The following is a 25,227-nucleotide window of genomic DNA, read 5'->3' as shown; positions in this document are numbered from 1 at the left end:
TGCCTGCGCTACGCTTCGATGCATCCACAAGGAGCAGGTGCGATGCGTTCATCCCATATTCTTGCGCTGGCGCTCGCCGTCGGCGCTGCCAGCATGGTCATGCTTCCGGGCGCAGGCGCGCAGAGCCGGAGCCAGGTCCTGCAACAGGCCGAAGCCAGCATGGTGCTCACCGGCCACATCGATATCGGTCCCCAGGGCCAGGTCGAAGGCTTCACCCTGGACAAGCGCGACAAGGTCAACGACGCGCTCGCCGGCTTCGTCGAAGGCCAGGTGCAGCACTGGCGGTTCGAACCGGTGCAGGTCGACGGCCGCCCGGTCAAGGCACGCACGCCGGTCAGCATCCGCCTGGGCGGCAAGGTCACCGACGATGGCCGTCAACAGGTGACGCTGCTGGCGGCCAACTTCGAGCGCTACGACCCGGCCTCCACCGAAGACGTGACGCGGCTGAAGGCGTCTCCGCCGGCCTATCCCAAGGAGGTCTACAGCATCGGAGGGCGCGGCGACGTGCTGCTGCTGGTGCAGGTGGGGCGCGATGGCAAGGTGATCGACGTGGCCACCGAGCAGGTCAATCTGCGCCTGGCCACCAACGAAGCGGTGATGCGCCGGATGCGCGACAAGCTGTCCCAGGTGTCGATGGCGGCGGCGCGCAAATGGACCTTCAGGGTCCCCACCACCGGCGAGCGCAAGGACGATGCCAGCTGGACCGTCCGCGTGCCGGTGCACTTCGCCCTCAACGACGACCGCGAGGCACGCTACGGCCGCTGGGATGCCTACATCCCGGGCCCGCGCCAGCAGGCGCCCTGGCGCGCCGACACCGCGCTGGGCGCCGATGCCAACGCGGACCTGCTGCCCGAGGGGGGCGTCTTCATGGCCGATGCGGCCAGCCGGGGCCCGCGGCTGCTGACCCCGCTCGGCGGCTGATCCGGCGCGCCGGCGCCGGTGCGGCGCGGATGTCGCCGAATCGATCGGCGTGGTTTGCTAGGCTGTCGGTCCGATCAGGACAAGGAGTCATGGCAATGGCGTCATCGTTGCGTTGGATATTGGTCGCCGGGCTGGGCCTGGCTGGCGTGAGCGCAAGCCCCGCGAGCGTCGAGGCGGCGCCCAGCATGCGGGCGTTGCAGGACCAGGTGGAATCGAGCATGCGGATTCATGGCAGCCTGGATATCGGGGCCGACGGCCACGTGGTCGCGGTGCGCCTGAAGGACGAACAGGCCATCCCCGCCGGCGTGGTCGGCTTCGTCAAGGAATCGATGGCCGGCTGGGCGTTCGAGCCGACGCTGCAGGAGGGCAGGGCGGTGCCCATCACCACGCCGGTCTCGTTGCGCGTGGTCGGCAAGGTGCAGGGCGATGGCAGCGCCCGGATCGAGATCCGCAGCGCCAGTTTCATGGAGTATCGGGAAGACGACCTGACCCGGCCGGCACGGCTGAGCGGTTCGGTGCCGACCTACCCGGTGCGCACCGCCGGTCGCGGTGCCGCCGCCGATGTGTTCCTGCTGATCCAGGTCGGGCGCGATGGAAAGGTGCGCAATGTCGCCGCCGAGCAGGTCAACCTGCGCGTGCTGGTGCCGCCGCGCCAGCTCGACAGGGTCCGCACTGCATTTGCCGACAGCGCCATCCAGGCGGTCCGTGACTGGCAGTTCCGCATCCCCACGCAGGGCCCATTGGCCGATCGCGAGACCTGGGTGGTGCGCTTGCCGGTGCGCTATGCCGATCAGCCCCCTTCGCGCGACGTGCCTGCGTGGGAGCCGTATCTGCCTGGCCCTCGCCAGCGGGCGGCATGGCAGCAGCCCGAGCCCGTGGCGGTAGCGCCGGACGCGCTGGGTGACGGCGTGTATGTGGCCGGCGACACGCGCGGGCCGGTCCTCAAGACGGTGCTCGGCCAGGGCTGAGCCACCCCTGTCGGCGTCGCTGTGGATCAGCGGCGCCGGCGTGGCCCCGGCGCCGCCCGCAAGCTCACGCCTGCGGGTACACCACGGTGCGGTTGCGGCCCTGTTCCTTGGCCATGTACAGGGCCTTGTCGGCCAGGCGCAGGGCCTGCTGCGGGTCGTCGTGGTAACTGGGGTAATGGGCCACGCCGAGCGACACCGTCACCGAGCCGACCTCGTCGAACACCTCCGCGGCCACCTGCACGCGCAGGCGCTCGGCGATGCGCGCCGAGGCGTCGGTGTCGATCCCCGGCAGCAGGATCAGGAATTCCTCGCCGCCATTGCGGCACAGCAGGTCGGTATCACGCGAGTCGTCGCGCATCAGCTGCGCGATGCGCAGGATCACGGCATCGCCCACGGCATGGCCGAAGCGGTCGTTGATGGTCTTGAAGCGGTCGATGTCCAGCGCGATGATCCCGAACGGCTGGCCACGCGCCTGCCAGTCCTCCAGCCCCTGCTGCAGCCCCCGGCGGTTCTGCAGGCCGGTGAGCGGGTCGGTCATGCTGGCCCGGTTGAGTTTGCCGATGCGGTCCTGCAGCAGGTTGAAGCTGTACAGCAGGGCCTGCTTGAGGTGGGACACCTCGTAGTACCAGGCGCGGATGCCGGTGACATGGCGGATGGCGATGCCGGTGTCGCGGTTCTGCACGTTGCGGGCCAGTTGCCACAGCGGCAGCGAGATGCGCCGCGCGCACCACCACGTGACCAGCAGCGACAGCACGCCCAACGGGATGGCGTTCCAGATCACCGAGGTCATCAGGCTCGCCAGCGGTGCCAAGGTTGCCTCGGTGGGGCGTTGCGCCACCACGCCCCAACGCACCGCCGGCACGGGTGCGTACCCGGCGAGCATTTCCACGCCGTGGCTGTTGCGCACCTGCTGCGCGCCGGAATGGCCCTTGCCGACTGCCTGCACCGCCGGGTTCTCCTGCGCCAACTGGCCGACCCGGTCCGGCTCGACGTGGTACAGGATGCGGCCGTTGCGGTCGACCACGTACAGGTAGGACCCGTCGCGGTAGTAGTGCTTGCCGAGCAGGGTCTGCAGGATGCTGCGTTCGCGCAGGTAGAGGGTGCCGCTGACATAACCCTTGTACTGGCCCTGCGCGCTGAAGATCGGGTGCGAAATGGCCACGATCAGGCGACCGGTGGCCGACTGGTAGGGGTCGCTGATGAACGGCTCGCGGCGGGCCAGCGCTTCCTTGTTGCCCGGGCTGTTGAGGACCACGCCCTGCAGGGCCAGGCTCAGCGGCGAGGTGGCGAGCACGGTGCCGGCCGGGTCCACGATCAACACCGAGTTGAAGCTGTTGGTCTGCAGTTGCAGGCGCGCCGCTTCGGCCTCCAGTTCGCCGCGGTCGTGCGCGCGTTGGCCCAACGTGGTGGCGCTGTAGGCCAGCTGCTGCTGCGCGGACTGGATGAAATTCTGGGTGGTCTCGGCCAGCTTGCTGGCATACACCCGGTTGGCTTCCAGGGTATTGCCGATCAGCTGTTCGCGCTGCACGCGGTAACTGGCGTGCAGGGCATTGGCCAGGGCGACCAGCGCACTGAGCAGGGCCAGGGCAAGGATGAGCTTGCCGAGGTTCAGACGGGTGGACAACGGGCGCATGCGGGCGATTCGGACTGGCAGGGTGCTGCGCCAGCCGAGGGACGGATGGAACGGCATCGATGGAGCAATCAGGAGCGCACGACTTCCCCGCTCCCGGGCGGACTACGGTCACGGCGCGGATTATTGCGGATTCCGCCGCCGCGTGGGTGAAGCGGTGCGTGCCGCAGCGCTCAGCGCTCCAGGCGCCTGCGCAGCACGCTGCGCACGTTGCCGGCCGTGGCGGCATCCAGCGGTGCCAGCACGCCGCGCGCGTGTGCGGGAACATGCGCGTGGGTTCCCGCGTCGGCCTCGAACACGTAGTGGTCAAACAGGGCCCGCCAGTGCGCGCGCTGCGCGGGTGGCAGCTCGCGCAGGGCCAGCATCGCCAGCATCAGGGCATTCATCGGCGCGTCCATCCACGCCGGCACCGGCCGCCACCAGCTGTTGACCAGCACGTTGAAGGCGTCCAGGCCTTCCATGTGGTGCCACCACAACGAGGGAATGAACACCGCATCCCCCGGTCCCAGCTCGGCGACCTGGGCCTGCGCAAGCGCCACGGGGAAGCGCGGGAAGCGCTGCAGGTCCGGCGAAGCGAAATCGACCAGGCTGACCGCCTGCCCGGCCGGGGTGAAATCCAGCGGCCCGATGTACAGGTTGTCGATCTGGTCGGGCGGGAACAGGGTAACCCGGCGCCGGCCGGCGGCCACGCAGGCCAGGTTGTCCGGCACGTCCTGGTGGGCGGCGATGCGCGAGCGGTTGCCGATCCAGATGCTGGTCAGCGGTTCGTCCACGCCCAGCACCAACGGGTTGGCGGCGGCGAAGCCGGGCAGGAAGCTGTCCAGCGTGGTCGAGGCCACGTAGATGGTGGGCGGTGCCGGTTCGGCCTGGTACTTGAGCAGCGTATCCAGCACCACCCTCAGGGCGATCTGTTCGCGGCGGAAATTGAAGCCGGTCATGTCCTCGTTGTAGAAGATCCGGCCCTGCGCCTGCGGTGCGGCGGTGGTGGCGGTGACCGGCATCCGGCCGTGGTCGAACTGCTTGAGGTGGGCTACCGCCGCGGCCGCCGAGTCACGCGCGGCGGTCACCATCGGCCAGTGCGCGACCAGGCCGCGCAGCACCTTCGGGGTGGTCCACGAACGCAGCAGCGCGGGCAGCTGCGCCGGATCCAGGTCCGGGATCTCGTCGATCGGGCCGGGCAGGGGGGACATGGACATCCTCGGGGGATGGAGTGGGTGGCGCCTACCGTAGCGCACGGCCGGCGCGTGAAGCGACCGGGCGCCGGCGGAGCGGCCGCTCGTGTCGAGCGACCGCGCCACCGGCGGCCCGGGTGGGATCAGAACGTGTAGCGGACCCCGAACATGTAGCGCGGGCCGGTCTGGGTGGCGTAGCGCAGCATGTTGGTGTGGCGCGAGTAGGTGCGCATGGTTTCGTCGGTCAGGTTGATCGCTTCCAGGCTCAGGGTGAGCTGGTCGCTGACCGCGTAGCTGATGTTGAGGTCGAGCTGGCCGTAGGCATCGGTGTAGTTCGGGTTGGGGCCCTGGCCGCCGATGCCGTTGAGGAACGTGTCGCGCCAGTTGTAGGCCGCCCGCACCTGCCAGTTGTACTTCTCGTAGAACAGCACCAGGTTGGCCGAATCGCTCAGGCCGATCATCGGGTACTGGTCGCCCAGGCTCAGGTTGTCGAAGGTCAGCCCGGATTTCACCTTGGTGTAGTTGGCGGCCAGGCCGAAGCCGGTCTGCCCGAACAACTGCTGCACGCTCAGTTCCCAGCCGTCCAGGTGGTCCGAACGCTGGTTGGCCGGCACGGTGATGTCGAACCCGGCCACCGGGTCGCCAGGCTGGCCGACGATGGTGCCGGTGCGCTGCCCGGCCGAGTTGGTGCCGGTGGCGGTCACGCCCGGATCGCCGTCGTGGTTGGCGAAGATGTAATCGCGGATGCACGGCATGTCGGTCACCCCGCAGCCCGATGCCAAGGCCTCGTTCCAGTAGGTGCCGCCCACCGGCGTATGCAGCCCGGCGCTGTTGTCGCGCACGATGGTGTTGCTGATGAAGTTCTTGATGTTCTTGCGGAAGAAGCCGACCGAGGCATAGCTGGATTCGCCGTAGTACCACTCCAGCGACAGGTCGATGTTGTCCGACAGCAGCGGCTCCAGGCCCGGGTTGCCGCGCGAGCCGGTGCCGCCCTGGGTGCGCACGATGGTGTCGAAGCGCCGACCGCTGTCGATCTGGGTCCAGCCGGGCCGGCCGATGCTGCGGCTGTAGCTGCCGCGCAGGGCGAGTGTTTCGGACAGGTCCAGCTTCAGGTCCACGTTGGGCAGCACGTAGTCGTACTTGCCCTTGCCGCCGATGAAGGTACCCTCGGCGGCGTAGCCCAGGTTGAACTCATTGGCCGAGCCCCAGTTGATGCTGGTCGGCACGCGCACCAGCGCGGTCGATTCCACCTCGGTCTGCTCGTAGCGCACGCCGGCGGCCACATGCAGCGGCATCGTCCAGTCGAAGGTGGTGCGGTACTGCAGGTAGGCGCTCTTGGAGGTTTCGGTGGTGCGGATGTCTTCGGTGTACTCGGTGGGCGCCAGGTAACAGGTGGGGCAGGGCGGCTCGCCGTTGGCGGCGACCTGGCCGGCGCGTTCGCGCAGGCGGTCGAAATCGAACACCAGGAACTGCCCGGTCAGGCGCGGGTCGCCGTGGCCGGAGAACGCATCGAAGTACCTGGCCATGTCATCGGCGTACCAGATGCTGTCGTCGTAGTCGGCCGGCGTGCCGAGGCCGCCCCAGGTGTCGCGCTGCATGATCGCCGAGGCCGAGCGGTTCTCCACCTTGGTGTGGCCCACGCCGAAATCCAGTGCGGAATAGTCGGCGAACTTGAACGTGCCGCGGCCCTGGTACTGCTGCACCTTGGACTTGTTGTAGCTGTTCTGGAACACCGAACCGGTGACCAGCGCATCGGCGGCCTGCACGCCGCCCGGCGGCAGCGCGATGTTGATGATCGGCAGGTCGCCGCTGTAGTCCACGGTGGTCTTGCCGCGCACGAAAGCGGCCACGCCGAGCACGCCGGCCGAGCCGTACGGGCCGTCCGGCTGGGATTCGGCGGTCGAGTTGTGGACGTCGAAGGACAGGTCCAGCGCGTCGTTCACTGCCCAGTCCACGTTGAAGCCGAGCGAATCCATCGTGTTCTTGGTGGCCAGCTTCATGCCGCCCATGGACACGTCCGAGTTGGTCATGTCCTCGCTGTAGAGGATCGGCGCCGATATCGGGCCATTGGTCCAGGTGCTGTCGCCGGGCCCGTAGTTGAACCACACCGACAGCTCGCTGCGCTGCTGCTGCACTTTGTTTTCCACGTAGGTGTAATCCAGCGTGGTGGTGACGTTGTCGGCTGGCTTCCATTGCAACGTGGCCTGGCCATTGGTGCGCTGGCGCTGCACGCCGTTGACGTTGTAGGCGGTGTTCTGCGGGCGCGCGTACACGTCGGTGGGGCCGGGCCGGTTCTGGATGCGGTCCGCATACCCCTGGCCCGGCTGCGGCAGGGCGCGCCAGTCGGTGCTTTCATTGCCATAGAACGTGGCCCAGCCTTCGGCCACGGTGGCCTGGTTGAAGCCGGAGTCGCGCTCCTGGTAGCTGCCGCTCAAGGTCACGCCGAAGCGGTCGTCGGCGTAGCGCTGGCTGAAGATGCCCGACAGTTCGCCGGTGACGCTGGCGCCCTGCAGCGTGCGCGGGAGGTTGTCGTTGGAGCTGTCGTTGACCGCCTTCAGGCCGAGGCTGATGACCGGCTCGGATTCCAGCGGGCGCATCGTCTTGATGTCGATGGTGGCGCCGATGCCGCCGGTGGGATTGTCGGCGCGGGTGGTCTTGTACACCTCCACCGCCGAGATCGACTCGGAGGCGATGTTGGCGAAGTCGAACGAGCGCGAGCCGGACAGTCCGCCGCCGCCGTTGCCGAGGTTGGAGGACGGCATCTGGCGGCCGTTGAGCAGCACCAGGTTGAAGTCCGGGCCGATGCCGCGCACGGTCACCTTGGAGCCTTCGCCGCTGGACGTGCGGTCGATCGATACGCCGCTGATGCGCTGCAGCGATTCGGCCAGGTTGGTATCGGGGAACTTGCCGATGTCCTCGGCGACGATGCCATCGACGACGCCCTGGCTGTCGCGCTTGAGGTTCATCGACGAGGTGAGGCTGCCACGGATGCCGGTGACCTGCACCGCATCGAGCGTGGTCGGGTCGGGGCTCTGCGCCGACGGCGTGGCGGCATCCTGGGCCCAGGCCGGGCTGGCCAGCACGGCCAGCAGAGCCGAAGCAAGCATCGCTTTGCGAGGCACGACCTTGTACGTCTTCATGAAAGCTCCCTCCCCAGGGAAATCGATAATGGCGGTCCTACGGCGTGATGGCGCGGTTCCACTGCACAGTCGGCCGGATTGGGAGCCATGGTTGACAGCGTTGTCAACAAACACCCCTTTGGGTCCCCTTTCCATGCGCCGTGCGGGCGATGTCCAGCGCTGTCGTCGGCGTGCACGGGAAGGCGGGCAAACGCCTGCGGCGCAGGCCTTGCCATGCGTTTTTCACCGCACGGGGTCGTGCGGATTCAGCAGCACAGCAGCGTTGTGCAGTGCAGAACGAAACTGCGCGAAGCACACCGCGCGCCGCGCCGGGCACCGTTCGTCCTGCCATGACCGATCGGCTGACAGCGCTGGACAATCGTGGACGAAGCGGGTTCCATGTGTGGCCGCCGCGTGGCCGGCACCCCCTTCCGGAAGGACATGCAATGGACAACCCTGCTGCAGTTCGCGGGCAACACGTGCAAAGCAATGGCGTGGCGCTGGCGGTGGTCACCGCTATTTTCTTCATGTGGGGCTTCCTCACCTGCCTCAACGACATCCTCATCCCGCACCTCAAGGCCGCGTTCGCCTTGACCTGGGTGCAGGCGATGCTGGTGCAGTTCACTTTCTTCGGCGCGTACTTCCTGATGTCGCTGCCGGCCGGGCGACTGGTCGCCGCGGTGGGCTACAAGCGCGGCATCGTTGCGGGCCTGGCCATCGCCGGGGTCGGCGCGTTGCTGTTCTGGCCCGCCGCGCACGCGCACGTGTACGGGCTGTTCCTCGGTGCGTTGTTCGTGCTCGCCACCGGCATCACCGTGCTGCAGGTAGCGGCCAACCCCTACGTGGCGCTGCTCGGTCCCGAACAGACCAGTTCCAGCAGGTTGACCCTGGCGCAGTCGATGAATGCGTTGGGCACCACGCTGGCACCGCTGTTTGGCGGGTTGCTGATCCTGTCCGCCGAGCCGCGCACCGATGCGGCGCTGGCGCTGTTGCCGCAGGCCGAGGCCTTGGCCTATCGCGCCGCCGAGGCGCAGTCCGTGCAGCTGCCGTACTTCGGCCTGGCCGTGGCGCTGTTCGTGCTGGCCGCGGCGATCTGGATGTTCCGCCTGCCGGCCATCCCCGGCGTGGAAGAGGGCGCGGTCGGTGGTCGACTGCGTGATGCCCTGCGCCATCGGCACCTGCGTTATGGGGTGCTGGCGATCTTCTTCTATGTGGGCGCGGAAGTGTCCATCGGCAGCGTGCTGGTCAACTTCCTGTCCATGCCGGGCATCGGCGAAGGCCTGACCGAGCAGGAGGCCACCCGCTACGTGTCATTGTACTGGGGCGGTGCACTGGCCGGCCGCTTGATCGGCACGGTACTGCTGGCGCGGCTGGACCCGCGGCGCCTGCTGGGCATCTTCGCGCTGGTGGTGATGGCGCTGCTGGCGGTGACCATGCTCGGCAGCGGCGGGCTGGCCAAGTGGGCGGTGGTCAGCATCGGCCTGTTCAACTCGATCATGTTCCCGACCATCTTCGCGTTGGCCATCAGCCGCCTGGGCGCGTTGACCGGACAGGGTTCGAGCCTGCTGGTGATGGCGATCGTCGGTGGCGCGGTGGTGCCGCTGGCGATGGGCGGGCTGGCCGATCGCCATGGCCTGCAGCTGTCCTTCCTGCTGCCGATGCTGTGCTACCTGTACATCGTCTTCTACGCGTGGTGGGGCGCGCGCCGCAGCGCGTAAACGCGCCGCTCAGCGCCGACGGGGTGCGTGGGTGGACTCACGCACCAGGACCGCATGCTCGACGGTGACCATGCGCCCGCCGTCGGCCGACCGGATCCGGTCGATCAGCTGCTCGGTGGCCAGCGTGCCCATGCGCGCGGTGGGCTGCCGCACCGTGGTCAGCGCTGGGTAGATGTGCCCGGCGATGGGGGTGTCATCGAAGCCACACACCGACAGGTCCCTGGGCACGCGCAGGCCGCGCTGCCCGGCCACGCGGTACACCGCGGCCGCCATGTCGTCGTTGGCGGCGAAGATCGCCGTCGGCGGTTGTGGCAGGTCGAGCAGCGTGTTGGCTGCCTCGATGCCGGACTCGAACGAAAACTGCCCGCTGGCCACCAGTGCCGGGTCGTAGGCGATGCCGTGCGCACGCAGCGCCTGGCGATAGCCGGCCAGCCGCCACTGGCAGGCACCGTGCGCGCGCGGCCCCTTGATGTGGGCGATGCGGCGATGGCCCTGCGCGACCAGGTGGCCGATCAGCTCGACCACCGCGGTGGTCTCATCCATGCGCACCCCGATGCAGCCATCGGGATGGCGCGGGGCGATGCTGGCGAACGGGATCTCGTGCTCCTCCAGGTAGGCCAGCACCACGGCATCGTCGGTCAGCGGCGGGATCAGCACCACGCCGTCGGGCCGCGAATTCTCGAACAGCGCGGCCAGGTCGGGCAGGGTGCTGCGGCCGACGCCGACCGGCCCCAGGATCAGGTTGTAGTGGCTGGCGTGGCAGGCGTCGAGCATCCCGTTCTGGATTTCCATCAGGTAGTTGCGCGAGGGGTTGTTGTAGACCAGCGCCAATGCGTAGGAGCGCTGCCCGGCAAGGCTGCGCGCGGACAGGTTGGGCTTGTAGCCCAGCCGCGCCACTGCCGCGGCCACGCGCTCGCGCGTTTCGGCGCGCACGTTGGGCTCGTTGTTGAGCACGCGGGACACGGTCTTGATCGAAACGCCCGCAACCGCGGCGACATCCTCGATTCGACTACGCATGGTGCGGTGGATCCTATGTGGGGGCAGGTCGGCAGATGCCGATGGTAGTGCGGCGGTGTCGAAACGGTGTTGCCGATGCAGGCGGATGTTGCCATGCCGCGATGACTTCTGGCGTACCCGCGCATTCCGTGCGGCATCGCAACACCGGCAGCATGATCCAGGCACGCGTTTGAACGCCAGCCCCCGTCGTTGCGGGACCGACGCGGCCACCGCGACGTTGCGCAGTTGACAGTACTGGCCGCGCTTTGTATGACAGCGCTGTCAGACAGGGGCGTTGAACCGATCCAAATCGCGTCGGCATGACGTGCTGCGCACCGCGCAGTGCGCCCGACCGCGGCAACGCCCGCCCCGATCGCGCGTCATTCCCACCGGAGGTAGATGTCAGTGAACAGCCCCAACAAGACCCTTCTTGGTACCTGCCTGCTGTTGGCCCTGGCCGCGCCGGTCGCTGCCGCGCCGGCCACCGGCGAGACGCTCAAGGACTGGCCGCGGGTGACCAGCGCGATCACGCCGGATGCCGCCATCGAAGCGCGCGTGCAGCAGATCCTGGCGCAGATGACCCTGGCGCAGAAGATCGGGCAGATGACCCAGCCCGAGATCAAGACCATCACCCCCGCGCAGGTGCGCCAGTACTACATCGGCTCGGTGCTCAACGGCGGCGGTTCGTGGCCGGGCATGGACAAACATGCCAGCGTGGCCGACTGGCTGGCGCTGGCCGATGCCTACCGCGCCGCGTCGCTGGCCACCGACGCGGCCACGCCGATCCCGGTGATCTGGGGCACCGACGCGGTGCACGGGCACAACAACGTCTACGGGGCCACGCTGTTCCCGCACAACATCGGGCTGGGCGCGGCCGGCGATGCCGCGCTGATCGAGCGGATCGGCGAAGCCACCGCGCGTGCGACCCGGGCCACCGGCATCGACTGGGTCTTCGCCCCCACGCTGGCCGTGGCGCACGATCCGCGCTGGGGCCGTACCTACGAAAGTTTCTCCTCCGACCCCGCCCGCGTGCGCGAGTACGCCCGTGCCTACGTCAAGGGCGCGCAGGGCCGCTTTGGCGACGACGGCAACGTGGTCGCCACGGCCAAGCACTACATCGGCGACGGTGCCACCGAGCAGGGGCGCGATCAGGGCGAGGCGCGGGTGGACATGGCCACGATGGTCAACGTGCACGGCCAGGGCTACTACGGCGCGCTCGGCGAGGGCGTGCAGACGGTGATGGCCTCCTTCAACAGCTGGAACGATCGCAGCGGCCGCGTGGACTACGGCAAGATGCACGGCAACAAGGCGCTGCTGACCGACGCGCTTAAGGAGAAGATGGGCTTCGATGGCTTCGTCGTCTCCGACTGGAACGGCATCGCGCAGGTGCCCGGTTGCCGTAACGATAGTTGTGCGCAGGCGATCAATGCCGGCATCGACATGGTGATGGTGCCCGACGACTGGAAGGCATTCATCGCCAATACCACCGCCCAGGTGGAGCGCGGCGAGATCCCGATGGCGCGCATCGACGATGCGGTCACCCGCATCCTGCGGGTCAAGCTGCGCGCCGGCCTGTTCGACCACGCGCCATCGGACAGCCGTTACGCCGGCGACGCCAGCGCGGTGCAGCACCGCGCGCTGGCGCGGCGCGCGGTCAGCGAGTCGCTGGTGCTGTTGAAGAACCAGGGCAGCGCACTGCCGTTGCGTCGCGATGCGCGGGTGATGGTGGTGGGCAAGAGTGCCGACAGTCTTTCCGACCAGGCCGGTGGCTGGTCGCTGACCTGGCAGGGAACGGAGAACACGAATGCCGATTTCCCCCATGCCGATTCGGTACTGGGCGCATTGCGTGCCGAACTGGGCACGCGGCAGGTGACCTACAGCGCCGACGCTGCCGGGCTGGACCCCGCGCAGTTCGACGTGGTCGTGGCAGTGGTCGGTGAGACGCCCTACGCCGAAACCAACGGCGACATCCTCGCCTCCGATTCGGTCAGCCACAGCCGCGCCTACCCGCAGGACCTGGCCGTGTTGCGCGCCGCCCAGGCCACCGGCAAACCGGTGGTCACGGTGTATTTCTCCGGCCGGCCGATGTACGTCAACGACCTGTTGAACCTGTCGCAGGCGTTCGTGGCCGCCTGGCTACCCGGTACCGAAGGCCGTGGCATCAGCGACGTGCTGGTGGCCGGCAAGGACGGCACGCCGGCGCACGATTTCCGCGGCCGGCTGAGCTTCCCGTGGCCGGGCGTGCCGTGCCCGGCACCGATCGACCAGCCCGACCCGACGCGGCCGGCGCTGTTCAAGCTGGGCTACGGCTTGCGCTATGCCGCGGCGGGGAACGTCGCGCGCCTGCCCGAAGCCAACCCGGACAACTGTGGTGAGGTGACCACGCTGCCCATCTTCAACCGTGCCGACACGCCGCCGTTCTCGCTGCACGTCGCTGCCGGCGGCGCTACCCAGCCGCTGGGCAATGATCTCAACGCCACGCTGCGCTGGCCGGCCACCACGCCGGTGGTGCAGGTGCGGACCGTGCAGGTGAACACCCAGCAGGACGCCAAGGAAGTCACCTGGCTGGCGCCGGCGCAGCTGATCGCACGCAGCACCTCGCGGCGCAACCTCGCCGCGCTGGCGCGCAACCACGGGGCGCTGCAGTTCGACGTGCAGCTGGTGCAGCGCCCGGGCTCGCCGGTGAAAGTGACCATGCAGTGCGGTACCGGCTGCGAGGGCGGGGTGGATATCGCGCCGCTGCTGGCCAGGCGCGCGCCGGGACAGAAGCAGACGGTGACGGTGCCGCTGGCGTGCTTCGCCAAACAGGGCGTGGACCTGGGCGCGGTGGAAGCCCCGTTCGTGGTCAGCGCGGACAAGCCGTTTGCGGCAGCGTTCACCCAGGTGCGGGTGTCGGTGGATGCGGACAAGGCGGAAGGCGCGGTCGGATGCCCGTGAGGCAACGGTAGAGCCGAGCCATGCTCGGCTGGCGGCCCCGGATGGTCTCTGCACCGGCGGGGTTTTTGATGCACGGACCGGAGAGCAGCCGAGCATGGCTCGGCTCTACCCGGTGGAAAGAAAAGGCCCCGCACCGATGCAACGAAAGAGTCCCCGCATTGGTGCAGCGAAAGAGGCCACGTATCGGTGCGGGTGTCGCTGGATGCGGACGAGGCGGAAGCAGCGGTCGGCGTCCCGTGAGGCAATGGTAGAGCCGAGCCATGCTCGGCTGACGGCCCAGGAAGGTCTCTGCACCACCGGGGTTTTATGCACGGACGGAGAGCAGCCGAGCATGGCTCGGCTCTACCCGGGGCAATGAAAGAAGGCCTGCACCGATGCAACGAAGGAGGCCCGCATTGGTGCAACGGAAGAGGCCACGTACCGGTGCGGGTGTCGCTGGATGCGGACAAGGCGGAAAGCGCAGTCACCCGCCCGTTAGGCAATGGTAGAGCCGAGCCATGCTCGGCTGGCGGCCCAGGATGGTCTCTGCACCGGCGAGGTTTTTTGATGCACGGACCGGAGAGCAGCCGAGCATGGCTCGGCTCTACCTTGTGCGACGCAAGAGTCCCCGCACAGGTGCAACGAAAGAGGCCCCGCAGCGATGCAACCAAAGATGCCCCCATCGATGAAACGGAGGAGGCCCCCCATCGATGCAACGGAGGAGGCCCCCATCGATGCAACGGAGGAGGCCCCCATTGATGCAACGGAGGAGGCCCAACGGAGGAGGCCCCCACCGATGCAACGAAAAAGGCCCCGCAGTGCGGGGCCTTTTTCTATTTCGATGCAGCGCCGATCAGCGCTTCATCGAACCGAAGAACTCGTCGTTGGACTTGGTGTTCTTCATCTTGTCGAGCAGGAATTCCATTGCGGCCATTTCATCCATCGGATGCAGCAGCTTGCGCAGGATCCAGATCTTCTGCAGCAGTTCCGGTTCGATCAGCAGGTCTTCGCGACGGGTACCCGAGCGGTTGATGTCGATCGCCGGGAACACGCGCTTTTCAGAGATGCGGCGGCTCAGGTGCACTTCGCTGTTGCCGGTGCCCTTGAACTCTTCGTAGATCACCTCGTCCATCTTGCTGCCGGTATCGACCAGCGCGGTGGCGATGATGGTCAGGCTGCCGCCTTCCTCCACGTTGCGCGCGGCGCCGAAGAAGCGCTTCGGACGGTGCAGGGCGTTGGCGTCCACACCACCGGTGAGCACCTTGCCGGAGCTGGGCACCACGTTGTTGTAGGCACGCGCCAGGCGGGTGATCGAGTCGAGCAGGATCACCACGTCCTTCTTGTGCTCGACCAGGCGCTTGGCACGCTCGATCACCATTTCGGCAACCTGCACGTGACGAGCGGCCGGCTCGTCGAAGGTGGAGCTGATGACTTCGCCGCGCACGGTGCGCTGCATTTCAGTCACTTCTTCCGGGCGCTCATCGATCAGCAGCACGATCAGGTGCACGTCCGGATGATTGGTGGTGATCGCCGTGGCCACCTGCTGCATCATCATCGTCTTGCCGGCCTTGGGCTGGGACACGATCAGCGAACGCTGACCCTTGCCCTGCGGTGCCATCAGATCGAGGATGCGGCCGGTGATGTCTTCGGACGACCCGTTGCCGCGTTCCAGGGTGAAGCGCTTGCGCGGGAACAGCGGGGTCAGGTTCTCGAACAGCACCTTGTTCTTGGACGCTTCCAGCGGCTCACCGTTGATGGTGTCCACGATCGACAGCGCGAAGTAACGCTCGCCGTCCTTCGGGAAGCGGATGCGGCCGGACAGGTGGTCGCCGGTGCGCAGGTTGAAGCGGCGGATCTGGCTGGGCGAGATGTAGGTATCGTCCGGACCGGCCAGGTAGCTGGCTTCGGCCGCGCGCAGGAAACCGAAGCCGTCGGGCAGGATTTCCAGCACGCCGTCGGCGGCGACGCCGTCACCGTGGCGGGTAAGCACCTTGAGCAGGGCGAAGATCACGTCCTGCTTGCGGGCACGCGCCACGCCTTCGGAGATCTGCAGCTGCTCGGCGATTTCCAGCAGCTTCTGCGCCGGCATGCGCTTGAGGTCGCTCAGCGAATAGACCGGGAAGCCTTCGGGAACGTTGGGCTGCTGGCTGCGCACGAACGGCTGCTGTTCGCTGTTGTCCTGCGGCATGCCGTCGTCGTTGTAGCGATCGCCACCGCGGTTGCGGTCACGGTCGCGACGATTGCGGAAGCGGTCGCGGCGGTTGCCCTGGCCTTGACCCTGGCCCTGGCCCTGATTCTGGCCCTGGCCCTGCTGCTGGTACGGGTTCTGCCCGCCCTTGGCGTTGTGGTTGCCGTTCTGGTTGCGCTGGCCACCGTCGCCGGTGTCCTGCTGCGCGCCGCCCTGGCCGGACGATGATTCGCCGGATGGCGCGGCCGGTGCCTGCTGGGGCGCGGCCGGCGCGGCGACCGGCGCCGGCGCGTCAGGCGCGGCAGCCAGGGGCAGGGCGGATTGATGCGTGGGGGAAGAACCGGTGTCGGCCGCGGTGTTGGCGGCGGCCTTGGCGACGCGCGGCTTGCGCACGCGCTTCTCGGCGGGCGCGTCGGCGCTCCCGGGTTCGGAAGTAGTGATATCGGACAAGTGCTGGATTCCTCGCTGGAAGGTGCGAGCGCCCGGCAGGGCGGCGAAGTTTGGGAAAGGATTCTGGAAAGAACGTCGTCCAGAAGATGCGGCGCGCGAATGCGGCCGGATGCTGCCGACACTAACACCGGCTCGCGGCGGCGCGCAAGCCGGGTGGGGCAGGGTCATTCATGCGGGCGCAGGGCCCGCGGCAGCCGGCGGGTGCCGGCTGCCTGCCTGGATCAGGCCAGGGCCTTGTCGAGCATGCCGGCCAGCTGGGCCTTGCCGACGGCGCCGATCTGCTGCGCCTGCACCTCGCCGTCCTTGAAGACCAGCAGCATCGGGATCGAGCGGACGTGGTACTTGGCGGCCAGGGCGCGGTTCTGGTCCACGTTGACCTTGGCGATCTTGGCGCGGCCGTTGTAGGCGTCGGCCAGTTCGTCCAGGGCGGGGGCGATCATCTTGCACGGGCCACACCATTCGGCCCAGAAATCGACCAGCACCGGTTCCTTGGAATTCAGCACTGCGCTATCGAAGTCGGCATCGCCGACATGTACAACCTTGTCGCTCATCTTGGATTCTCGTCTGGAAATGCACCCGGCCGGGCCGGAGGAGGTTGAATTTGGACGCCACCGACCGGTGCCGTCCGCGTCTGCTGCCTCGTGGCCGCGACGGCGGCCAGCGGTGCGCCAGGTGGATGCCTGGACGCTCACGGCGGGCAGTGTACCCCTATCGTCGCGGGCGGGCAGGTGCAGGCTGAAATCCAGCATCCTGTGATTGGCGTCGCGCGTTGATCGGGCCACTGGATCGGATATGCGGCCGTGGTCCGGCGCCCACCAGCCCCGCGAGGGGCCCTGTTCAACTGGCGGCAGGCCCCGTGAAGCCTGCGATAAGAGCCATCAGGGAGCCGTGTCGCAGCGGCGGGAGACGGCCAATGGCAGGGCGTCTCGCCAGGGTCTGCGACGGTCGGCCCCGGTTTGGCGCCGACATTGCGCTAAACTGGGTCACTGTGCGGCGCCCGCAGACCTGATGGTCCGGCCCCGCCGACCCCGGCGCAGGGCCCGCAATGGCGACGGTGCCCCCAAGATTGCAAGCCTCCCGCGCACCGCTGCCGGGCCGGCCTTACCAAGACGGACACATGAGCGACAAACCGCTGACCGATTTGACCTTCTCCTCCTTCGAGCTGCATCCGGCCCTGCAGGCCGGCCTGGAAGGAGCCGGATTCACCCGTTGTACGCCCATCCAGGCGCTGACCCTGCCGGTGGCACTGCCCGGCGGCGATGTCGCCGGCCAGGCCCAGACCGGCACCGGCAAGACGCTGGCCTTCCTGGTCGCGGTGGTGAACCGCCTGCTGACCCGCCCGGCGCTGGCCGACCGCAAGCCGGAAGACCCGCGCGCGCTCATCCTGGCCCCGACCCGCGAACTGGCCATCCAGATCCACAAGGATGCGGTCAAGTTCGGCTCGGACCTGGGCCTGCGCTTCGCGCTGGTCTACGGCGGCGTGGACTACGACAAGCAGCGCGAGATCCTGCAGCAGGGCGTGGACGTGATCATCGCCACCCCCGGCCGCCTGATCGACTACGTCAAGCAGCACAAGGTGGTCTCGCTGCATGCCTGCGAGATCTGCGTGCTCGACGAAGCCGACCGCATGTTCGACCTGGGCTTCATCAAGGACATCCGCTTCCTGCTGCGCCGCATGCCCGAGCGCACCACGCGCCAGACGCTGCTGTTCAGCGCCACGCTCAGCCACCGCGTGCTGGAGCTGGCCTACGAGCACATGAACGAGCCGCAGAAGCTGGTGGTGGAAAGCGAGTCGATCACCGCCGCACGCGTGCGCCAGCGCATCTACTTCCCGGCCGACGAAGAGAAGATTCCGCTGCTGCTGGGCCTGCTGTCGCGCAGCGAAGGCGCGCGCACCATGGTCTTCGTCAACACCAAGGTGTTCGTCGAGCGCGTGGCGCGTTCGCTGGAGAAGGCCGGTTACCGCGTGGGCGTACTGTCCGGTGACGTGCCGCAGAAGAAGCGCGAGAGCCTGCTCAACCGCTTCCAGAAGGGCCAGCTCGAGATCCTGGTGGCCACCGACGTGGCTGCGCGCGGCCTGCACATCGATGGCATCAAGTACGTCTACAACTACGACCTGCCGTTCGACGCCGAAGATTACGTGCACCGTATCGGCCGTACCGCGCGCCTGGGCGAAGAGGGCGATGCGATCAGCTTCGCCTGCGAACGCTATGCGATGGGCCTGCCGGACATCGAGGCGTACATCGAGCAGAAGATCCCGGTCGAGCCGGTCACCAGCGAGATCCTGACCGCGCTGCCGCGCCCGGAGCGCGCACCTGCTGCGCCGGGTGAGGAAGGCGACGAGAACGAGAGCGTGGGCCAGATCTTCCGCGAAGCGCGCGAAGCGCGTGCCGCTGAAGAACAGCGCCGTGGCGGCGGCAGCAGCAGTGGCCGCGGCGGCACGCCGTCCGGTGGCCGTGGCGAACGCCGCGCGCCGGGCGAGCGAAGCGCCGATGGCGCGCCGCGCCGCGAGCGCAAGCCGCGCGTGCAGGGTGAGGCGCCGGTCGTCGCCGCTGCCGCCGAGGCGGCGCCGCAGGCTGCACCGGCCGTGGCCCCGTCCGTGGCCCCGACTGCCGACGGCAGCCCGGCCGTGGAAGGCGAGCGTGCCCCGCGCAAGCGTCGTCGTCGTCGCCACGGCCGTCCGGTCGAAGGCGCCGAGGGCGCGGCAGCGACCGGCCCGGTGACCCCGGTGCAGGTGGCCGCCAAGCCGATGCGTGCCACCCCGGCCGCCGATCCGGGCGCGTCGTTCCTGACCCGCATCGGGCGCAAGATCCGCCGGATGCTGTCCGGTTCGTAAGACCTGACGCCTGACCCGCGCGGTCCGATGTCCCGCCCCCTCGGCAAGGGGGCGGTCGCGAAGCGACGGGGGGATCGGGTGCTGATGAAGCGGACCCACGGTTGGCGCAGCCAATCGTGGGGCGACAGCGCGAAGGCGATGTTGCGTCCCCCGGCCAACGGCCGGCACGAGCGATGCACCCCCCCCACCTGCACGTCGTCACCCTCGTCCTGCATAATCAGGGGATGAGCGTCCTGCGTTTTGACAATGTCAGTAAACAGTATGCCGGCGGCCACCAGGCCCTGGTCGACGTCAGCTTTGATGTCGCCCCCGGCGAAATGCTGTTCGTCACCGGCCACTCCGGTGCGGGCAAGAGCACCCTGCTCAAGTTGATCCACCTCGACGAGCGGCCCAGCCGCGGCGCGGTGATCTTCAATGAGCGCAACCTGCTCAAGGTGCGCGGCGGCAATATCCCGCGGCACCGTCGCGAGGTGGGCGCGGTCTACCAGGACCATCGCCTGCTGATGGACCGCAGCATCGCCGAGAACGTCGCGTTGCCGCTGATCCTGCGTGGCACCCGTCGCGCCGACATCGGCAAGCGGGTGCGCTCGGTGCTGGAACGCATGGGCCTGGGCCACCGCGAAAAGGCCTTGCCCTCGCAGCTGTCGGCCGGTGAGCAGCAGCGTGTCGGTATCGCCCGTGCGATCGTCAGCGAGCCCAAGCTGCTGGTCGCCGACGAACCCACCGGCAATCTGGATCCGACCCTGGCGGCGGAAATCATGGCGCTGTTCGCCGAATTGCCCGACCGCGGCACCAGCGTGCTGGTGGTCAGCCACGACCTGGCGCTGCTGCGGCACATGCGCAAGCGCGTGTTGATCCTGGACCACGGCAAGCTGATCGACGACATCTCGCCGCAGGACCTGGCCGAATGAACGCACCGACCAACAAGGAAGCCGCGGCGCCGTCGCGCCTGGGCGTGTGGCTGCACCACCACGGCCACAGCGTGGTGTTCAGCCTGGGCCGCGCGTGGCGCAAGCCGTGGGCCACGCTGCTCACCATCATGGTGATGGCGCTGGCCCTGGCGTTGCCGCTGGGCCTGTCGATCGCACTGGACAACCTCACGCATTTCGCCGGCAGCGTGCAGCAGTCGCGCGACATCAACCTGTTCCTGAAGACCGATGTGGCCGCGGCCGCCGCCGGCGAGGTGGCCGATTCGCTGCGCGGCCGTGCCGACGTGGCCAACGTCACCGTGCAGACGCCCGAACAGGGCCTGCAGGAGTTGCGCGAAGGCGCCGGGCTGGGCGAGGCGATCGATGCGCTGCACGACAACCCGCTGCCCACCCTGCTGATCGTGACGCCCAAGGCCGGTGCCGACGATGCCCGCCTGGCGCAGTCGCTGGAGGGCCTGCCGCAGGCGGACCTGGTGCAGCACGACGCGCTGTGGCGCAAGCGCCTGGATGCCTGGCTGGGCTTCGGCTCGCGGCTGGTGCAGGTGTTGTCGGTGCTGCTCGGCCTGGGCGCCGCGTTGGTGGTCGGCAACACGGTGCGGCTGGACATCCAGGCGCGTCGCGACGAGATCGGCGTGCTGCAGCTGCTGGGCGCCAGCGATGGCTTCATCCGCCGCCCGTTTCTGTACCTCGGCGCGTGGTATGGCCTGGGCGCCGGTGCCGTGGCGCTGGGCCTGATCGGCGTGGCCGGGCTGGCCCTGCGCCCGCCGTTGGCGGCGCTGTCGGAAAGTTATGCCAGCCCGTTCGTGCTGCATGGGTTGGACCTGCTGCATTCATCGTTCGTGCTGGTCGGCACCGTGGTGCTGGGCTGGCTGGGCGCGTGGCTGGTGACGGGGCATTTCCTGCGCCAGACCCGACCGACCGAAACCTGAGGCCCGCATGCGCCCGCAAGCTTTGAAGCACCTGGTCGACGACGCACCGCGCGTGATGGTGGTCGACGGCTCCAAGCTGGTCCGCAAGTTGATTGCCGATGTGCTGCAACGCGAACTGCCGGCGGTGGACGTGGTGGGCTGTGCCAGCATCGAAGAGGCACGCCGCGCGCTGGAAGCCGGGCCGGTGAACCTGGTGACCACCTCGCTCACGCTCAGCGACGGCGATGGCCTGGCGCTGGCGCGGCTGGTGCGCGAGACCGCGGGGCAGGCCTACGTGCCGGTGATCGTGGTATCCGGCGATGCGCAGCAGCACCTGGAACAACGCCGCTTCACCGAATACGTCACCGACTATTTCGACAAGGCGCTGGGGCATGAAGCGCTGGCCACCTTCATCCGTGGCTACGTGCAGCCGGAAACCATTCCCGGCGCGACCATCCTGTATGTCGAGGACAGCCGCGTGGTGGCCGAGGCGACCAAGCGCATGCTCGAACGCCAGAGCCTGCGCGTGCTGCACGTGATGACCGCCGAGGAAGCCTTCGCGCTGCTCACCGCCGAATCGCTGGGCCGCAGCAGCCACCGCATCGACCTGGTGCTGACCGATGTCACCCTGAAGGGCGAGCTCAGCGGCCTGGACGTGGTGGAGCGCGTGCGCGTGGATTTCGGGTATGGCAAGCGGCGCCTGCCGGTGCTGGTGATGACCGGCGACGGCAACCCGCTCAACCAGTCGGGGCTGCTGCAGGCCGGTGCCAACGACCTGGTGCAGAAGCCGATCGAAGAACGCCTGCTGGTGACCAAGGTGCTGTTCCAGCTGCGCCTGGCCCGGCTCAACGACCGACCCGTGGTGCGATGAACGAGGAAGCAACCCCGAGCATCCAGCTCGAACCGAGCTGGAAGGCGCGCATTGGCGAGTGGCTGTTGCGACCGGAGATGCGTGAGCTGTCCAGCTTCCTGCGCCAGCGCAAGGCCGCCGGCGCGCACGTGTTCCCGCCGGGGCCGCAGATCTTCGCGGCCTTCGATGCCACCCCGTTCGAGCAGGTCAAGGTGGTGATCCTGGGCCAGGACCCGTATCACGGCGCGGGGCAGGCGCATGGCCTGAGCTTCTCGGTGATGCCGGGGGTACCGGTGCCGCCCTCGCTGCTCAACATCTACAAGGAAATCGAGGCCGACCTCGGGATCCCGCGGCCGGACCACGGCTGCCTGCTGCCGTGGGCGCACCAGGGCGTGCTGCTGCTCAACGCGGTGCTGACCGTGGAAGAGGGCCAGGCCGGCGCGCACCAGAAGCGTGGCTGGGAAGGCTTCACCGATCATGTGGTGGAGACCCTCAACCGCGAGCGCGACGGAGTGGTGTTCATGCTCTGGGGCAGCTACGCGCAGCAGAAGGGCAAGGTGATCGACACCAGCCGCCATCGCGTGCTGAAGGCGCCGCATCCGTCGCCGCTGTCGGCACACCGCGGTTTCCTCGGCTGCCAGCATTTCTCGATGGCCAACACCTACCTGCAGCGCCGGGGCCAGGCGCCGATCGACTGGGCATTGCCGCCGCGCGCGGCGCTGTAACCCACCTGGGCCGCTGGCCAGGCGCGGCGGCCCGCCATCAGTCGGTGAGCATTTCCATGATTGCGCGCGCCACCTGGCGTTTGCGCGCGGGCATGCGCCGCAGCAGCGAGAGAATCTCGGTTTCCTGGACCGTGCGCGCTGCCTCCACCGGCAGGCTTTCCGGCAGGGGCAGGTCGACGCCATCCTCCGGTCGTCCCGGTCCGCGCCCGGTCGCCAGCCATTCAAAATGGACTTGCGTCACAATTGCGATGCAGGCAAGGTGTTGCACGCTCGGGAATGTGCCGCCTTCCCGTTCCCACTGCGCCACGGCGCTGCGGCGCACGCCGGCCTCCAACGCCAACTCTGATTGAGACAGGCCAGCCGTTAGTCGGGCTCGCCGGATTCTGTCGCACATCGCCTTCATTTACTGCCCCCTTTCCCTGTTCGGTAAGTGTTGCTTCCCTGAAAGCGATTCTTTTGCCGCCTGTACAGAAGCGCTTTCTCACACTGCTGCTGCAAGGGTATTGCGTGGACGCCGGCCCGCCAGCAAGCGTTACTGCCCTCCATTTTCACGCCGTCGTGTTTGACGGAATTTTCGTTGCCTCGCATTAATCGCCCCGAACCGGACATAAACGCTTTCCCAAGCGGAAAACGACACCGGCAGGGGACGACCAGAACGGCGATGGAGTAAATCCACCGTCACGGTCGGTTTCTGCCCAGAAACGGCGGAGACGCATGTATGGTTAATGTGAAAGGCGTGAAAGATTCGTCATTGCGGTGGCAGGCGTTGGTCCTGCTGGCCCTGCTGGCGGTGCTTTCATGCCTGGGTCGGGCACAGGCCCAATCTGCATGCACCGCCGGCGCCTGCGTCAGTGCGGGGCCGCGCCTGGCCTCGGTCGACTCCACCCAGAGCCCGGTACTGAACCTGCTGTTCGGCGCGCTGCTGCCGGGCACCACCCTCAACCTGAGCGTGGCCGACTGGAACAACCTGGCCGGTGCCAACATCAACCTCAACGCACTGCTGACCCAGCTCAACGGCGGGGTGGTGGTGAGCGATCCCAGCCAGGTGCTCAACACCAACATCACCCTCGGCCAGTTGCGCGCGGCGATGGTGCAGGTGCTGCAGGCCGACAACCAGTCCGCGGCCGCCAACGTGCTCAACGCCCTGCCGCTCGGCGTGGCCGGCGTCACCGGCAGCATCCGCCTGGCCGACATCCTGCAGATCGCGCTCCCCACCGGCTCGCTGGCGACCGTGCGGCTCAACGTGCTCGACCTGCTCACCGGCGGCGTGCAGCTGTACAACTTCCGCAACGTGCTGACCACGCCAACGCCGATCACCGTCAACACCGCCGCGCTCGGCCTCAATGGCGTGGCCAACGTGCGCCTGTGGGCGCAGGTGATCGAGCCGCCGGTCTACAACTGCGGTGCAGTGGGTGCGGCGTTCCACAGTGCGGCCATCCGCATCAAGCTCGATCTGGACCTGGTGCAGGGGCTCAACACCGGCACGCTCAGTGCCGCGCTCAGTGGCCTCAACCTGCTGGGGGTGTCGCTGTCCAACACCAGTATCAGCGCCGACGTGCTGCACCTGCAGCTGTATGCCGACGTCGCCCGCGCCGAAGGCTCGATCTCGGCGATCAACCTGGTCGGCAACGCCGTCACCCTGCAGGCGCGGCCGGGCCTGGTGAACCTGTACGTCGGGCAGATCAGCGACGCCACGTTCTTCAATCGCAGCACGGTGCTGAGCGACACCGCACTCACCGCGGCCACCCTGACCTCGCTGAGCGTGCGCGTGCGCGTGTCGGCCAACGTGCTGGGGCTGCTCACGCCGATTGCCGACATCACCATTCCCCTGACGGTCAGCGTGCGCAGCTACGCCACCGCGACCCCGGGGCTGCAGAGTGCGAGCTTCACCGGGCCGTACCCGCAGACCCGCACGCTGACCGCCGGCACGGTCAGTGCGGCCACGATGGTGTCCACGCTGGTCAACTCGCTGAGCATCCAGGTGACCAGTGGCAACCCCACCGTGACCCTGCTTGGCGGCATCGCCTTGCCGTTGCCGGTGGCCGACCTGGTCAATGGCATCGTCAACACCCTGCTGACCCCGATCCGCACCCAGGTCAACGCGCTGGTCACGCCCGTGCTGACCGCGTTGCTGGGCGGCCTGGTCGACAACCTGCTGGCGCTGCTGGGCATCCGCATCGGCCAGGCGGTGTTCACCGTGGAGGGCATCACCCAGGCATGCGCGGCCACGCTGCAGCTGGTCAAGCTGCTGCAGCCGACCAGCGACACCGGCCGCTTCAACCTGTCCATCGCCTACAACGGCAACACCGTGGGGTCGGCCAGCAACGTCGGCAACAACGGCGCCACGGCCGCGGTGATCACCGTGCCCGGTGGCAGCTACGCGCTGGCCGAAGCGGCCGCGGCCGGCACCACGCTCACCCGCTATGCCAGCAGTTGGCAATGCGTGGACCAGAACAACACGGTGGTGTCCTCCGGCAGTGGCGGCACCTTCACCCTGCAGGCACCGGCGATGACCGCCACCGCGGTAACGCTGGTGTGCAGCATCACCAACCGCACGCGCCAGGCCGACCTGTCGATCACCAAGACGGACGGCAGCGGCAGCTACACGCCGGGCGGCACCGCCACGTACACGTTGCTGGTGCGCAACGACGGCCCCGATCCGGTCACCAATGCGGTGGTCACCGACAGCCTGCCCAACGGCACCACGCTGCGCGGCGCATGGACCTGCAGCGCCAGCAGTGGAAGTGCCTGCGCGGCCGCCAGCGGCGGCGCGGTCGGTGGCAACGCGGTCAACGTCGGCGTGACTCTGATCAACGGCGGACAGGCAACGATCAGCGTACCGGTCAGCTTCAGCAACAGTCCCGGCGCGTATTAGCGCCGGGTGCAGCAGCGTGGGTAGCG

Annotated in this window: 17 protein-coding genes; 10 read left to right on the top strand and 7 right to left on the bottom strand. The window is 68.2% G+C overall.

The window, feature by feature from the left end; all coding sequences use genetic code 11:
* Positions 1 to 42 precede the first annotated feature (42 nt).
* Both AC06FD_RS13505 and AC06FD_RS13500 read left to right on the top strand, forming a co-directional pair.
* Positions 43 to 921, top strand: a complete 879-nt coding sequence (locus tag AC06FD_RS13505) for an energy transducer TonB family protein (protein ID WP_449336284.1) — start codon at positions 43 to 45, stop codon at positions 919 to 921.
* Positions 922 to 1,016: 95 nt separating this feature from the next.
* Positions 1,017 to 1,889 carry an energy transducer TonB gene (locus AC06FD_RS13500; RefSeq protein ID WP_478078094.1) on the top strand — a complete coding sequence of 291 codons (873 nt, stop codon included), beginning with the start codon at positions 1,017 to 1,019 and terminating at the stop codon, positions 1,887 to 1,889.
* Positions 1,890 to 1,953: 64 nt separating this feature from the next.
* Here the strand turns inward: AC06FD_RS13500 and AC06FD_RS13495 are convergent, their stop codons facing one another.
* The 3 genes from AC06FD_RS13495 to AC06FD_RS13485 all read right to left on the bottom strand — a co-directional run bounded on the left by AC06FD_RS13495 (position 1,954) and on the right by AC06FD_RS13485 (position 7,831).
* On the bottom strand, positions 1,954 to 3,522 hold the full coding sequence (locus AC06FD_RS13495; RefSeq protein WP_478078093.1) for a sensor domain-containing diguanylate cyclase: 1,569 nt from the start codon (positions 3,520 to 3,522) through the stop codon (positions 1,954 to 1,956).
* Positions 3,523 to 3,692: 170 nt separating this feature from the next.
* Positions 3,693 to 4,709 (bottom strand): cupin-like domain-containing protein, encoded by a 1,017-nt coding sequence (locus tag AC06FD_RS13490; protein WP_478078092.1) that lies wholly within the window; start codon positions 4,707 to 4,709, stop codon positions 3,693 to 3,695.
* A 125-nt stretch (positions 4,710 to 4,834) separates the two neighbouring features.
* Positions 4,835 to 7,831, bottom strand: a complete 2,997-nt coding sequence (locus AC06FD_RS13485) for a TonB-dependent receptor (protein ID WP_478048394.1) — start codon at positions 7,829 to 7,831, stop codon at positions 4,835 to 4,837.
* 425 nt (positions 7,832 to 8,256) lie between these two features.
* Between AC06FD_RS13485 and AC06FD_RS13480 the strand changes: the two genes are divergently transcribed.
* Positions 8,257 to 9,528 carry a sugar MFS transporter gene (locus AC06FD_RS13480; protein WP_478078091.1) on the top strand — a complete coding sequence of 424 codons (1,272 nt, stop codon included), beginning with the start codon at positions 8,257 to 8,259 and terminating at the stop codon, positions 9,526 to 9,528.
* Positions 9,529 to 9,537: 9 nt separating this feature from the next.
* Here the strand turns inward: AC06FD_RS13480 and AC06FD_RS13475 are convergent, their stop codons facing one another.
* Positions 9,538 to 10,545, bottom strand: coding sequence for a LacI family DNA-binding transcriptional regulator (locus AC06FD_RS13475; RefSeq protein WP_478078090.1), 1,008 nt, complete (start codon positions 10,543 to 10,545; stop codon positions 9,538 to 9,540).
* Positions 10,546 to 10,923: 378 nt separating this feature from the next.
* Here AC06FD_RS13475 and AC06FD_RS13470 point away from each other — a divergent pair, with 378 nt between their 5' ends.
* Positions 10,924 to 13,461 (top strand): glycoside hydrolase family 3 protein, encoded by a 2,538-nt coding sequence (locus AC06FD_RS13470; protein WP_478078089.1) that lies wholly within the window; start codon positions 10,924 to 10,926, stop codon positions 13,459 to 13,461.
* An 832-nt stretch (positions 13,462 to 14,293) separates the two neighbouring features.
* On the opposite strand, the gene rho is transcribed toward AC06FD_RS13470, so the two are convergent.
* Complete coding sequence (gene rho, locus AC06FD_RS13465) at positions 14,294 to 16,078, bottom strand: transcription termination factor Rho (RefSeq protein WP_259210188.1); 1,785 nt, start codon at positions 16,076 to 16,078, stop codon at positions 14,294 to 14,296.
* Between the two features lie 221 nt (positions 16,079 to 16,299).
* Positions 16,300 to 16,629 carry a thioredoxin TrxA gene (gene trxA / locus AC06FD_RS13460; protein ID WP_019183509.1) on the bottom strand — a complete coding sequence of 110 codons (330 nt, stop codon included), beginning with the start codon at positions 16,627 to 16,629 and terminating at the stop codon, positions 16,300 to 16,302.
* A 566-nt stretch (positions 16,630 to 17,195) separates the two neighbouring features.
* On the opposite strand from trxA, the gene rhlB reads away from it, so the two are divergent.
* From rhlB to ung, 5 genes are all read left to right on the top strand, one after another.
* Positions 17,196 to 18,914 carry an ATP-dependent RNA helicase RhlB gene (rhlB, locus tag AC06FD_RS13455; protein ID WP_478078088.1) on the top strand — a complete coding sequence of 573 codons (1,719 nt, stop codon included), beginning with the start codon at positions 17,196 to 17,198 and terminating at the stop codon, positions 18,912 to 18,914.
* A 224-nt stretch (positions 18,915 to 19,138) separates the two neighbouring features.
* Complete coding sequence (ftsE, locus tag AC06FD_RS13450) at positions 19,139 to 19,825, top strand: cell division ATP-binding protein FtsE (RefSeq protein ID WP_259210193.1); 687 nt, start codon at positions 19,139 to 19,141, stop codon at positions 19,823 to 19,825.
* Complete coding sequence (gene ftsX, locus AC06FD_RS13445; RefSeq protein WP_259210194.1) at positions 19,822 to 20,772, top strand: permease-like cell division protein FtsX; 951 nt, start codon at positions 19,822 to 19,824, stop codon at positions 20,770 to 20,772. Before ftsE ends, ftsX begins: the two co-directional genes overlap by 4 nt.
* 7 nt (positions 20,773 to 20,779) lie before the next feature.
* Positions 20,780 to 21,622, top strand: coding sequence for a response regulator (locus AC06FD_RS13440; RefSeq protein WP_259210195.1), 843 nt, complete (start codon positions 20,780 to 20,782; stop codon positions 21,620 to 21,622).
* On the top strand, positions 21,619 to 22,326 hold the full coding sequence (ung, locus tag AC06FD_RS13435; RefSeq protein WP_478078087.1) for a uracil-DNA glycosylase: 708 nt from the start codon (positions 21,619 to 21,621) through the stop codon (positions 22,324 to 22,326). The genes AC06FD_RS13440 and ung overlap by 4 nt, the downstream gene beginning before the upstream one ends.
* Positions 22,327 to 22,363: 37 nt before the next feature.
* Here the strand turns inward: ung and AC06FD_RS13430 are convergent, their stop codons facing one another.
* Positions 22,364 to 22,720, bottom strand: a complete 357-nt coding sequence (locus AC06FD_RS13430; protein ID WP_478078136.1) for a helix-turn-helix domain-containing protein — start codon at positions 22,718 to 22,720, stop codon at positions 22,364 to 22,366.
* Between the two features lie 342 nt (positions 22,721 to 23,062).
* Between AC06FD_RS13430 and AC06FD_RS13425 the strand changes: the two genes are divergently transcribed.
* The gene (locus AC06FD_RS13425) at positions 23,063 to 25,201 is read left to right on the top strand and encodes a hypothetical protein (RefSeq protein WP_478078086.1); all 2,139 of its coding nucleotides are present in this window, start codon (positions 23,063 to 23,065) and stop codon (positions 25,199 to 25,201) included.
* The last annotated feature ends 26 nt before the right edge of the window (positions 25,202 to 25,227 follow it).

Source organism: Stenotrophomonas sp. Steno-Z1 (assembly GCF_056393175.1).
The sequence above is the reverse complement of the archived record's forward strand: the minus strand, read 5'-3'. Positions and strand labels throughout refer to the sequence as shown.

Excerpts from the sequence above, each read along its gene's own strand:
- AC06FD_RS13430 (WP_478078136.1), bottom strand. The coding sequence starts at position 22,720 with ATGTGCGACAGAATCCGGCGAGCCCGACTAACGGCTGGCCTGTCTCAA.
- AC06FD_RS13480 (WP_478078091.1), top strand. The coding sequence starts at position 8,257 with ATGGACAACCCTGCTGCAGTTCGCGGGCAACACGTGCAAAGCAATGGC.
- ung (WP_478078087.1), top strand. The coding sequence starts at position 21,619 with ATGAACGAGGAAGCAACCCCGAGCATCCAGCTCGAACCGAGCTGGAAG.
- trxA (WP_019183509.1), bottom strand. The coding sequence starts at position 16,629 with ATGAGCGACAAGGTTGTACATGTCGGCGATGCCGACTTCGATAGCGCA.
- AC06FD_RS13495 (WP_478078093.1), bottom strand. The coding sequence starts at position 3,522 with ATGCGCCCGTTGTCCACCCGTCTGAACCTCGGCAAGCTCATCCTTGCC.
- AC06FD_RS13475 (WP_478078090.1), bottom strand. The coding sequence starts at position 10,545 with ATGCGTAGTCGAATCGAGGATGTCGCCGCGGTTGCGGGCGTTTCGATC.
- ftsE (WP_259210193.1), top strand. The coding sequence starts at position 19,139 with ATGAGCGTCCTGCGTTTTGACAATGTCAGTAAACAGTATGCCGGCGGC.
- AC06FD_RS13485 (WP_478048394.1), bottom strand. The coding sequence starts at position 7,831 with ATGAAGACGTACAAGGTCGTGCCTCGCAAAGCGATGCTTGCTTCGGCT.
- AC06FD_RS13490 (WP_478078092.1), bottom strand. The coding sequence starts at position 4,709 with ATGTCCCCCCTGCCCGGCCCGATCGACGAGATCCCGGACCTGGATCCG.
- AC06FD_RS13470 (WP_478078089.1), top strand. The coding sequence starts at position 10,924 with ATGTCAGTGAACAGCCCCAACAAGACCCTTCTTGGTACCTGCCTGCTG.
- AC06FD_RS13440 (WP_259210195.1), top strand. The coding sequence starts at position 20,780 with ATGCGCCCGCAAGCTTTGAAGCACCTGGTCGACGACGCACCGCGCGTG.
- ftsX (WP_259210194.1), top strand. The coding sequence starts at position 19,822 with ATGAACGCACCGACCAACAAGGAAGCCGCGGCGCCGTCGCGCCTGGGC.
- AC06FD_RS13500 (WP_478078094.1), top strand. The coding sequence starts at position 1,017 with ATGGCGTCATCGTTGCGTTGGATATTGGTCGCCGGGCTGGGCCTGGCT.
- rhlB (WP_478078088.1), top strand. The coding sequence starts at position 17,196 with ATGAGCGACAAACCGCTGACCGATTTGACCTTCTCCTCCTTCGAGCTG.
- AC06FD_RS13505 (WP_449336284.1), top strand. The coding sequence starts at position 43 with ATGCGTTCATCCCATATTCTTGCGCTGGCGCTCGCCGTCGGCGCTGCC.